The organism is Bavariicoccus seileri WCC 4188 (genome assembly GCF_000421665.1).
GTDB classification, from domain to species: Bacteria; Bacillota; Bacilli; order Lactobacillales; family Aerococcaceae; genus Bavariicoccus; species Bavariicoccus seileri.
In genome coordinates this window covers 1-11761 of record NZ_ATXL01000054.1, presented here as the reverse complement: position 1 = coordinate 11761, position 11761 = coordinate 1, and the positions used below count along the sequence as shown (strand labels likewise).

At 34.5% G+C, this 11761-nt stretch carries 7 protein-coding genes; all 7 read right to left on the bottom strand.

What is annotated here, in order from left to right; genetic code table 11:
- Window positions 1–352 precede the first annotated feature (352 nt).
- The gene (locus H541_RS0109465) at window positions 353–1972 is read right to left on the bottom strand and encodes a glycoside hydrolase family 13 protein (RefSeq protein WP_010740669.1); all 1620 of its coding nucleotides are present in this window, start codon (window positions 1970–1972) and stop codon (window positions 353–355) included.
- A gap of 11 nt (window positions 1973–1983) precedes the next feature.
- Entirely contained in the window at window positions 1984–5145 is a 3162-nt protein-coding gene (locus H541_RS0109460) for a glycoside hydrolase family 31 protein (RefSeq protein ID WP_022797071.1), read from the bottom strand.
- Window positions 5146–5220: 75 nt separating this feature from the next.
- Complete coding sequence (locus H541_RS0109455) at window positions 5221–6471, bottom strand: ABC transporter substrate-binding protein (RefSeq protein WP_022797070.1); 1251 nt, start codon at window positions 6469–6471, stop codon at window positions 5221–5223.
- Window positions 6472–6491: 20 nt separating this feature from the next.
- Window positions 6492–7316, bottom strand: a complete 825-nt coding sequence (locus H541_RS0109450) for a carbohydrate ABC transporter permease (RefSeq protein ID WP_010740672.1) — start codon at window positions 7314–7316, stop codon at window positions 6492–6494.
- Complete coding sequence (locus tag H541_RS0109445) at window positions 7313–8185, bottom strand: carbohydrate ABC transporter permease (RefSeq protein ID WP_022797069.1); 873 nt, start codon at window positions 8183–8185, stop codon at window positions 7313–7315. Before H541_RS0109445 ends, H541_RS0109450 begins: the two co-directional genes overlap by 4 nt.
- 12 nt (window positions 8186–8197) lie before the next feature.
- Window positions 8198–10465 carry a glycoside hydrolase family 31 protein gene (locus tag H541_RS0109440; protein ID WP_010740674.1) on the bottom strand — a complete coding sequence of 756 codons (2268 nt, stop codon included), beginning with the start codon at window positions 10463–10465 and terminating at the stop codon, window positions 8198–8200.
- 3 nt (window positions 10466–10468) lie between these two features.
- Window positions 10469–11476 carry a LacI family DNA-binding transcriptional regulator gene (locus tag H541_RS0109435; RefSeq protein ID WP_022797067.1) on the bottom strand — a complete coding sequence of 336 codons (1008 nt, stop codon included), beginning with the start codon at window positions 11474–11476 and terminating at the stop codon, window positions 10469–10471.
- Window positions 11477–11761: the final 285 nt, after the last annotated feature.

Here is an 11761-nt window from a genome sequence, read left to right as displayed (position 1 = left end):
TCGCAAGTACAAACCGGTTGAAAAAAGAAAATTCAACTCAAATCGATGTATAAACGTTATTTTCCCAAAAAAATTAGATCTATGAATTATTCAGGATAAACTATATTTCAAGTAGTATTTATGTCACAACTTCATTACGAAACTAGTAAGCAATTTTCACAAATACCTCTTCATTAACAGTTTCTACTGCCAAATCCCCACTAATGAATTATCGACTACTTAGAATAGCATCTATAAAAACGAAAGATGAAAAATATACCGAACACTAAAGTTAGAAGTTAGATTTTTTTCTAAGCTTTGGAGGCCGGTACAAACATCTCTTTTTTCATACTAAAAATGCAAAACTAATGTTTCATAGCCTTACAGCAAATGCTTCATATGGTCTTAAAACAATTGTTTTTACAAGAGGAATATTAATATCGTAATTAGAAATGACAACTTCTCCCCCTTCTGATGGCATATTAAATTCATTCTCATGATTACTAATGTTAGCCGCTATAAGCCATTTTTCATCACCAAGTTCTCGAATATAGGCAAAAACTTCATCAGCAGTGTTTTCTAACAATTCATAATCACCCCACACGATTATTTCATTTTGTTTGCGTAATTTAATTAATTTTTGATAGGTATAGAAAATTGAATTTGGATCTACTAATTCCGATTGGACGTTAATGTTTTTGTAATTTGGATTAACATGTAGCCATGGTTTTCCTGTTGTAAATCCCCCATTCTCTGTATCATCCCATTGCATAGGAGTACGGGCATTATCTCTGCCCTTTGCGTTAATTGAAGAAAGGATGTCTTCCTCGGAATATCCTTGTTCCATTCGTTCATGATACATATTGATGGTCTCTATATCTTCCGCTTCTGAAATATTAGAAATTGGATAATTTGTCATTCCAATTTCTTCTCCTTGATAAATATAAGGGGTCCCTTTCATCATATGCAAAAGAATAGCAAACATTTTTGCACTTTTTTCATGATACTCTTGATCACTGCCCCATCTAGAAACTATCCTCGGTAAATCATGATTATTCCAAAACAGACTGTTCCAACCTTCTGATCCCAATGAATTCTGCCATTTAGACAAAGCAATCTTTAAATCAGGGATTTCCAATGGTTTTAAATCCCATTTGTCTTTTCCTTCTTGTTGATCAAGTCCTACATGCTCAAATTGGAAAACCATCGAAAGTTCATTTCTCTCGGGATTAGAATACAATTTTGCAATCTCAGGAGTTGCCCCCCAAGTCTCACCAACTGTCATCAAATCTTTATCTCCAAAAGTTGATTCATTCATTTCTTGTAGATAGTCGTGTAGTTTAGGCCCGTTGCCAGTAATTTCCTGATCTGGTATTTTACCGATTAGATCAATTACATCCATTCGGAACCCCCCTACCCCCTTATCAATCCAGAAATTCATCATTTCATAAACTTCTTGTCGAACTTTTTCGTTTTCCCAATTCAAATCAGGCTGGCGTTTACTAAATAAGTGCAAGAAATATTGTCCTGTTGTTTCATCAAATTCCCAAGCTGTGCCACTAAATGTTGATCGCAAACCATTAGGAACACCGCCATCTACTGCATCCCGCCAAATATAGTAATCTCGATAATCATTGTCACGGCTTTTCTTTGATTCTACAAACCAAGGATGCTCATCAGATGTATGATTAACAACAAGATCCATAATCATTCTTATATTACGTTTTTTTCCTTCAGCAATTAGTTCTTCCATATCCGCCATCGAGCCAAACTCAGTCATAATATTTCTATAATCACTAATATCGTAACCATTATCATCATTCGGTGATTGATACACGGGAGAAAGCCAAATTGCATCAATTCCTAGATTCTGAAGATAATCCAAGCGAGAAATAATTCCTTTTAAATCTCCAATGCCATCCCCATCAGTATCTTGAAAGCTTCTAGGATATATTTGATATACTACTGAATTTTGCCACCATTTTTTCTTCATTTTATTTCCTCCTATAGCCAAATAAGTTCTACCTCAATTGGCAATTTTTGGCTAACTGATACTTTTCGATTATTTGCATCTGCATCAATCGTTATTAAATTCCCTAAATGGTCTTCTATTGTCTCACTAAAGCTATCTTTTGCAACCACTACTAGCTTTGCATTTGTATATTTTGTCAAATCATTTCCAATAGATTCTCCAATCGTCTTAGATTCACCTAGATTCAATAATATAGCAGAATTTTCCTTGATAAACACCGGAATTTGATCGAATTCTGCATTAACATGAATTGTTTTCCCTCCCTGAACAACACTATGATTCCAAAAATCAACCCATGTTCCTTCAGGTAGTTTTACCTTCCGAGATATCATCCCCTCATGGATTACTGGTGCGACAAGTAAGGATTTACCAAACATAAATTCATCATAACAATTTTTAAAATCTTCATTTGGAAACTCAATCTGCATCGCCCGCATAAGGGGAGTTTTTTCGTTCACTGATTTAAGTGATTGATTATAAATATAAGGCATTAAATTCATCCGAGTATTTGCAAAAAATCGATAAACATCTATTACTTCTGGGGTTTGAGTTCGTTCTGCAATATTCCAAGGGGTCCGATCTTGATTAAATTCTCCTTTACTTTCTGCATGGTATTGCATAATAGGACAAAAAGCTGCCATGGAAGATGAGCGCATAAACAATTCTGCCGTCGGAATATCCCCATTAAATCCAGCAAGATCCCAGCCCCAAAAAATCACACCAGACATTCCTGAATTAATTCCTGCAATTAATTGACGATTAAATGCATCAAAAGTGGAACGCTCATCCCCAGCCCAATGTGCAGGATAACCTTGCGCACCCGTATATCCAGAACGACTAAAGGTAATTCCTTGATTTTGTTGTGCAAATTCATAATATGCTTTTATATATTCTTTTGGGTAGCGATTACGCATTTCACGACCATTACTCCCATCAGAAAACATCACGTCTGCACCATAAACCATTTCTCCACCATCTGTTTTGAAGCCGTCGACACCAATATCAAGCAAATACTGACGCTTTTTAAACCACCATTCTTTCGCTTCTTCATTCGTAAAATCCATTAAAAGACTATCTGTAAACCAATTTTCCGGAATACGATATGGTGAACCGTCAATATTTTTAACAACAAATCCTTTTTCAATCATGTAAGCTTCATCTTGATCTTTCAAAGGATGATTTTGCTGATTCAAATACTTTTCAATCGGAATTTGCCACAAAATGAATTTCAAACCATTCTCATGGCAATGATTTACCAGTGCCTTTGGATCCGGCCACCTTCCCCATTCTGGAAAATTCATCTGATCATACGTGTGTACTTCTCCTGGCATTAGCATCGGATATTGAGCATCATTAAACATGTAATAAGTCGTTTCATCACTCCATTGTTCTAAAACGATAACTGTCGCCGGTATATCATATTTATTCGTTAACTCAATTTGCTCACGGACCACACTATCACGATCCCAGTTATTACTAGACATCCACGGTCCCAAAGTCCAACTAGGAACCATTAATGGTTCCCCGGTGCAACCAATATACTGAGAGATCATTTCTTTCATATCGCCATGCAATAAATCAATTTCAGCTAAAACATTGTTTTCACCGGTTTCGATATAGATATCTACTTCAAATTTATTGCTATCTTGTAAATCAAATCTAGTATAGTAATTTGAATTGATAAATAAACCATAATTACAATCGGTAAAGTAATAAGGCATAGGCATGTATGTGCGTGTTCCTTGATCTCGATACTGATTATAAACAAAGCAATCAATTGTATTGCCAAGTTGGTTTACTGAATTGTACCTTTCGCCAAATCCATAATATATTTGTGCCTTATCTTTTATACGCAAGGTCGTTCCAATAATTCCTTTTCCAACCAACTCGTGAATTTCCACAAAGTCTTCACTAAGACTGAAAGCTAAAGTTTCATTTGAGACAAAGAGATGATTTTGACTATCTATTCTAGCCATTTTTTTATTAACTTCAATTGAATCCAATTCAGGTTTTTCTTGACTTAGCAAAAGCTTAGTTTCTTGAAAAAGCAGATAAATTGATTCTTCTTCATTTTTAATACTGTAGATATTTTCTTTTTCATTTGATCCAATAAACTCAATTCTATTGAGCGCAGAATTTTTCTGAATAGCTAATTCGTAGACTTCAGATTTTTCATTTTTTTCACTTATCAACGTAAAGAAGTAATTACCACCTTGATAATTAGCAGGAATCTCTACTACTGCTTGATAAATGCGTAAAGTCTCATCAACTAAACGACATGGGAACTTTTCAGCGATTCCCTCTAAATGCATAAATACTTCTTGAATATCGGAAGCGTTCACTTGGACATTGAATACACACTTCTCTTTTACGGTTGGGTAATGAGGTGCTCTCTCGTATGGTAATTGGTTGTATACATTGCTATTTCCCAAAGGTTTATGAATAAATACACTGGTCGAGATATTTTCCTTTTTTTGCTGTAAGTAAGTTTCAAGGATTTTTATAAGTACTGTGTCTTCACTCGAATGATTTTCTGCTTGATTTAGATAGCTATCTGCCCTTACAAAATCATATTTTTCAGTGAAATAGATACCTAATAATGCCGCTGTATTTGGATCAATACTTTTATTGTAAGAAAGTAGTTTGTTCATACCTGAGACCATAATCAAATCTTCTGGGGCAAACAGCCCAAATGGTAATACACTAAGCACTAGATCATAATCCGGATTATTTTTTTTCAATGAAGAAATTAATGATCCTTCACGAATCATATGGTTGAATACATAATCTCGTATATCGGTTAGTGATTTTTGTAAATCATATAATTGATATGCATTCTTTACTTCAGATAGAGTTATATAAAATATTGCTAAATTAGACGTATAAATATCCTCATCTTCTTCAAAAACATTAGAATATTCCATAGACCATTTAGACTGAATTGCATTAATAACAACGTAATCATCTTCGCCCAGTTCTATGTTAGATTTTACTTTTAGCCATACAATAGCTGCTGCAACAGGCAAGTTATCCAATTCAGTATTAAGATTGTAGATGGCATTTGTATTTACTGAGCTATTTAGTAGATCGTTATATTGCTCTAAAACCTCAGAAAAAGTCTGTTCTAATTTCATAAGTAATCCCTTTCCTAAATATAGGTCTGGAACAAATTAAGTAAGCTATCCTTGTCCCAGACCTGTTCGTTATTATTATTCACCAAACTCAGATTGAAGATTATCTAAAGCATCTTTAGCTGATTCATCACCTAGTAAAACTTTCTGGAATTCTTTATCTGAACTATCACTGACCTTACTCCACTCAGCATCAACTGGAGGTAAAATCAAGTAATCAAGTGAATCAAAGACCGCTTTACGATTTTCCGGAGGGGTTTGTTCCAAATATGGAGCCAATACTTCATCATCAGTAACTGCTGGAAGCTCCCAACCACTATCTACTCGAATTTCTGCAACATCTTTGCTAGCACTCATAAAACGAGTAAATTTGTATGCAGCTTCAGCATGTTTTGTTTCTTTGGAGACTGCCAAACCATTTGCAAAGAAGTGGGTCGCCTTTTGAGTATTTCCTGCTTCAACTTGAATGTCCCAATCAAAATCAGCATCTTTAAATTGACCGAACATCCAAATTCCGGTGTGTACCATAGCAAGTTGACCATTTAAGAACAGATCTTCTGAATTTTGTCCTGACATTTCTTCTGGGGAAGGCGAAACTTTATCTTTAGTTACATTATTTACCATGTATTCTAATGCTTCAACATTCTTTGGATCATTGATTGTCCAATTCCCGCTGTCATCTTTTAGTTTTCCACCATTTTGAGCCGCAACTTTATAAAACTCATTCATCGTAACAGGTGAATAAGTACCATAGATATTATTGTCTGCATCAGTTAATTTTTTAGCAGCATCAACCTCATCAGACCAACTCCAGTCTTTTGTTGGATAATCAATCCCCGCTTCATCAAATAAATCCTTATTATAGAAAGTTACAACATTTGAGAAACTTTCAACCATACCAAATTGTTTTCCATCATATTGATAAGCTTCAAACGCTTCTTTATTTAATTGTGAAGAATCAAAGTCTTTGTCCTCATCGATGTATTTACCAAGCTCTAACAATGCATCTTTTTCAGCATATGAAACAAAATTTTCATAATTTAACTCAAAGACATCTGGAGCTTGATCTCCAGCCATTAAGGTTTGTAGCTTTGTAAAATAATCATTAAACGGAACAAGCTCCACATCAACTTTGATATCTTCATTTTCTTGTTCGAAACTCTCAACCATTTCGTTCAGTTGATCTTCATAATCCGGAGTAGCAGAAAAACTGTAATACTTAATTGTTGTTTGATCTTCATTGGTTGAAGAACTACCTCCTCCTCCACACGCCCCCAAAAGTAACATTGCCGTTGCTGCTACACCTGTTAATAAAACTTTTTTCATCATTTTTCTTTCCCCCATTTTTATTATTCTTTCATTCCACTCATGGTCATGCCTTGAATGAAATATTTCTGAGCAAACAAGTAAACTGCTAAAATCGGTATAACACTAATAACGACACCAGCCATTACTAAGTTCCAGTTAGTACTCCATCGACCTTGCAATAAAGACAGACCTAATGGCAAAGTGGCCATTTCACGGCTACTCGTCACAATGAGTGGCCATAAATAATTGTTCCATGATTGCATAAAAGTAAAAATAAACAACGTTGCAATCGTAGGCTTCACTAGAGGTAAATCAACTTTAGTAAAGACTGTCCAATGATTGGCCCCATCCATATAGGCAGCTTCTTCCAATTCAGTAGGAATTGTCAAAAAGGATTGCCTCATTAAGAAAACGCCAAAAACTCCAAATATATTCGGCAAAATTAGTCCTTGAAAGCTATCTATCCAACCTAAATTTTTCAATAAGATAAATTGTGGAATCATTATTACCTGAGATGGGATCATCATAGTACTTAAATATATTAGAAATAATGCATTACGGCCTTTAAAACGCATACGTGCAAAGGCATAAGCTGCCATGGATGAAACTACAATTGTTCCAACAGTAGTTAACAGAGAAACAATAATCGAATTTTTCATAAATGTCATCATTGGAAAACGCTCAATGACTTGCTGATAATTATCAATTTTAGGATTTTTTGGTAAAAACTCTGGTGGGAAAACCATTGTCGCGCCACGCTCTTTAAGCGAGGTAGAAACCATCCACAAGAAGGGCATTACCATGATCACACAACCTAAAAGAATGACAAGGTATTTTAAAACTGTAATTAAATTAATTTTTTTCATTTTGTCATCTTCCTTTCGCCCCACATTTGCACAAGAGAAACAACTAAAATTATTGCAAATAATACCCAAGACATTGCTGCAGCATATCCCATTTCGGAATATTTGAATGCTGAATTATAAATATTTTGAACCAATACTGTAGTTGAGTCTCCAGGTCCACCTTCTGTCATGATATTCACCTGATCAAACACTTGGAAAGAATTAATCAAGGAAATCATTGAAACAAAGAAAGTAGTTGGTTTTAACATTGGAAGTGTAATCTTCCAAAACTGATGCCAATTATCTGCACCGTCTATACTCGCGGCTTCATATAAAGATGGTGAAATATTCTGTAAACCACCTAGATAAAGTACCATGATAAAACCAATATCTTTCCAGACACTTGTAATGATGATGGCTAACATGGCTGTCTTGGGATCATTTAACCAGTTAGGACCATGAACACTGATAAGTGACAGGAAATAATTGATTAGACCAAACTTTGGATTAAATAACCATTTCCAAACCAGTGAAACTGCCACCCAAGAAGTGACCACAGGAAGAAAATAGATTCCCCTGAATACTGGCTTCAAGCGAATTTTACTATTAAGAAGCAGCGCCACTAGTAAACCAATTATCATCACCGATGGTAAATATCCGATAATAAATATAAATGTGTTTTTTAAAGAGTTCCAAAAATTTGCATCTTTTAACAACGATTGATAATTTTTTAATCCGATAAATTTCATCGGATTAATTAAATCCCACTCCGTAAAACTTACACCCAATGAGTAGAAAACTGGGTAAATAATAAAGGTCAAAAAACCTATCAAACTGGGTAGTAAGAATAAGCAAATCCACAAAGCATTGTTTTTCTTAGAGCCAATCATTTGTACTCCTCCTCAACTTTCTTCAATATAAAAAACTTCGAATAACATGTCAGTAAGCATACTATCCTTGAATTTCTTTACTGAATTAATTTTCTTCGCAAATATTGACTCCCGATTCAGACTTTCCCAAAGCTGATTTTTTACATCATAAGAAATATCTGGTAAATCAATCCGTTCAAAAATCATTTCGTCCATTGACTGTTTATCAACTTCATTGACTGGTAAGTGAACCTGATCACTGATTTCAACACAAAACATATCATTTGCCAATTTTGATCCATCTTGATTTTCTACACAGTACAATGTAATTTTATGTTGACGGTTTGCTGGTAAAATCTCTTTTTCTCCACTGCTTTCAATCAAAATCTTTCTATTATTCCAATCAAGAATTAGCTTTGTTATACATCTCCTTCCTTTTACTTCTTCAACCATTTCAAAAGTATTATTTGCACCAGGAAATACTTTCCAATTAAGTACCTCAGGGAGACCATCAGGATTTGTTTCCATAATTTTTAAATCAGTAGGAATGATAGCACCTGATTTTGCAAAAACTGCAGTTTCATTAATTTTGCGGAAAATACTTAATTCCGTATTCCCTTCATATCGTCGGCCAGTATGATAGTCATACCAGTTTCCTTCTGGCAACCAAATATCTTCTTTGGCAAATTTATATGTTTTACTCGTTTCGTGAACAATTGGAACCACTAATAATTGACTACCAAAAAAGTATTGATTTTGATATTCATAGGCTTGGGTTTCTTCAGGATATTCGTAATAAAGCGGCCTAATTAGAGCATCACCATTTTCATGAGTTTCAATATTCGCAGTATACAAATATGGCAACAAACGATGCCGTTCTCTAAGAGCTTCTTTCATTGAGAGAAAAATTTCGCCAGAAAAGTTCCAAGGCTCTTTACTATTAAAAGGACTAGAAGAACTGTGTAATCGATTAATGGGACTGAATGTTCCAAATTGCATCCATCGCAGAGTTAATTCATCATTACGTATACCCTTCATATGTCCACCAATATCATGACTCCACCACGTGTACCCAATATTCGAAGCTGTAGAGGTAAAATAGGGCTGAAACTGTAGTGACTCCCAACTAATAATCGTATCCCCAGAAAAACCAATAGGATATCGATGACTTCCCGGTCCTGCATATCTTGAAAGAATCAAACCATCTTTACGCTCAGCAATATCCTCAAAATGATATTGATTCAAGAGCCACAATGGGTCTAATCCATTTTCCTTGCTTTGATTTCCTTGTTGCCAATCAATCCACCAAAAATCTACTCCTTGATCCTCTAGAGGGTGATGCACATCGACAAAGTAACTTTCTACAAACGAATCGTCAGTCATATCAAATTCCGCTGGTTCTTCAAGTAAAACGTTTAACTTTAAACGTTTAGAAACAGCTGGATAACAGTCCTCAAATGCACGAATACCATCTGCTGGATGGACATTTAAGGTAATTTTCAATCCTCTATTATGAAGCTGTTCTAAAAACTTTTCTGGTTCTGGAAAAAGGTTTTTATTCCAGGAGTAGCCCGTCCACTCGCTGCCAAATCGCTCCGGTACATCTCGAATATGCCAATCCATATCCAGCACACTAACTGCAAGAGGGATTTCCTCACTTTTAAATCTGTCCATTAAAGCCAAGTAGGATTCATCCGTATATGCCCAAAAACGGCTCCACCAATTTCCTAGAGCATATCTTGGTATTACAGGAGTTGGTCCTGTTAGTTTATAAAAGTCATGTAAGGCATTTTTGTACTGATGCTGATACCCAAAAAAATAAATGTCAACATCGTTATCCGTCCTCGGAATAGCTTTCCCATCTTCCGCTACAATGAACGAATTGGAATCGTCGAGAACTGCATATCCTTGCTCAGAAATTATTCCTTCATCTAAGTCAGTACTTCCATTAATATTATCAAGTGTGCGAGTTGTACCTTTTAGCGTATCAACTACTTCACCATAAAACCATTTATTATTATAATCAGTGAAATTTGATTTCATATCTATGGTCAGCCCTTGACTTGTAAACTCTTGCTTATCATAACTTAGATGAAAATAGTCTGTATAGATTTCAAGGGAATTTTCCGATTCGACAAAATCAAATTCGAATTCAGGAAAATTTCTGTCCAGCACTACTTGTGTTTTTTGATTTATAAAACATCCTGATTTTGAGTATTCCATTCGTATTAAACACGGGGTTAATAATGTGAAACGATAATTATCCCCCATGATTTTGTTTTTGCTTGATGCCTTTACCATTCTCTATTCTGTCCTTTCTAAAACCGACTTACGTTTGATTAATTCCCCTTCAACTAGGAAATGACTGTCTACCGTTTGATCCGGATTTCGCAACATTGTATTTATTTTACTAACAGAAATCTTACCTTTTTCTTTCTGTCTAAGATCAACTGTAGACAAGGAAGGATCTAATAATTTAGCAAATATATTATTGTCAAAACTTACCAAAGATTTAAATTTCAATTTACAATCACGCAACCTATGAATATATTGTGCTGCCAGATAATCTGAGTTAATTACTGAGGCGGTATAACTTTGTTTTTCTGAAACAAAGTTCTCTAACTTATCCTCGGAAAACAAGAGCTTTTCATCTAGTTTTAAACCGTATTCTACAAGTGCATCAACATATCCAAGATACCTCTGAGGCACAACCCCGTCATCATTCAATGAAAACTTCGGACTAAAAAAAGCAATTTGACGATGACCATGTTCTAATAGTAATTTAGTTGCAGTGTAACTAAGCTCCCTATCATCATTATTTACAAAAACAATATTTGATCTTGTGATAGGAATATTATAATAACTATCAATAAAAATAATTGGTTTACTAATTTTATCGATCAGCTCATTAATGATATGTTCAAATGCCCCTACAACAATAAAGCCATCAAAATTCCAATTTCGTTGTAATACATCTATATCCTTCAATTCATTAAATCCATGGAACATAATAAACATACCAAGTTTCTTTGCTTCGAATTCAAGCCCAGTCATCAAATCCGAAATAAAGGGATCGCCAAAATCAATTTCATCTTTTGTAGAGTAATATAAGATACCAATCATTTTTGATTCTTGGGCAACTAAAGAGCGAGCATTTAAATTAGGAGCATAATTATATTTATCCATTACTTTACGAATTTCTCTTTTTTTCTTTTCCGAAACTCGATTTGGTTTGTTGTTCATAACATTTGAAACAGTTGCTATGCTCACACCTGCTTCTCTTGCAATATCTTTGATAGTTATTTTTTTCATTCTTTTCTCCCCAGAAATACGTTAAACGTTTTACTTAACTCAACAAATGAATAATACCACCACGCAAAAAATATGTCAACGTTTTCAATAATTATTTTAAAAAAATTGGAATACTTATACTAAAAACCTTTCATATAGGGACTCAAATAAAGTTAAGCGTTTAATCACATTTGCTTATAGTTATCTATAAACCTGAATAATTCATAGAATTTCTGAAACTCTATTAAAAGCTTATTAACGCACGGTTCTTCTTTTCTTTTACCGCACCCTTTGGGTGTACAAAAA

Coding starts and splice junctions, on each gene's coding strand:
- H541_RS0109435 (WP_022797067.1), bottom strand. CDS start 11,476: ATGAAAAAAATAACTATCAAAGATATTGCAAGAGAAGCAGGTGTGAGC.
- H541_RS0109450 (WP_010740672.1), bottom strand. CDS start 7,316: ATGAAAAAAATTAATTTAATTACAGTTTTAAAATACCTTGTCATTCTT.
- H541_RS0109465 (WP_010740669.1), bottom strand. CDS start 1,972: ATGAAGAAAAAATGGTGGCAAAATTCAGTAGTATATCAAATATATCCT.
- H541_RS0109445 (WP_022797069.1), bottom strand. CDS start 8,185: ATGATTGGCTCTAAGAAAAACAATGCTTTGTGGATTTGCTTATTCTTA.
- H541_RS0109440 (WP_010740674.1), bottom strand. CDS start 10,465: ATGGTAAAGGCATCAAGCAAAAACAAAATCATGGGGGATAATTATCGT.
- H541_RS0109455 (WP_022797070.1), bottom strand. CDS start 6,471: ATGATGAAAAAAGTTTTATTAACAGGTGTAGCAGCAACGGCAATGTTA.
- H541_RS0109460 (WP_022797071.1), bottom strand. CDS start 5,145: ATGAAATTAGAACAGACTTTTTCTGAGGTTTTAGAGCAATATAACGAT.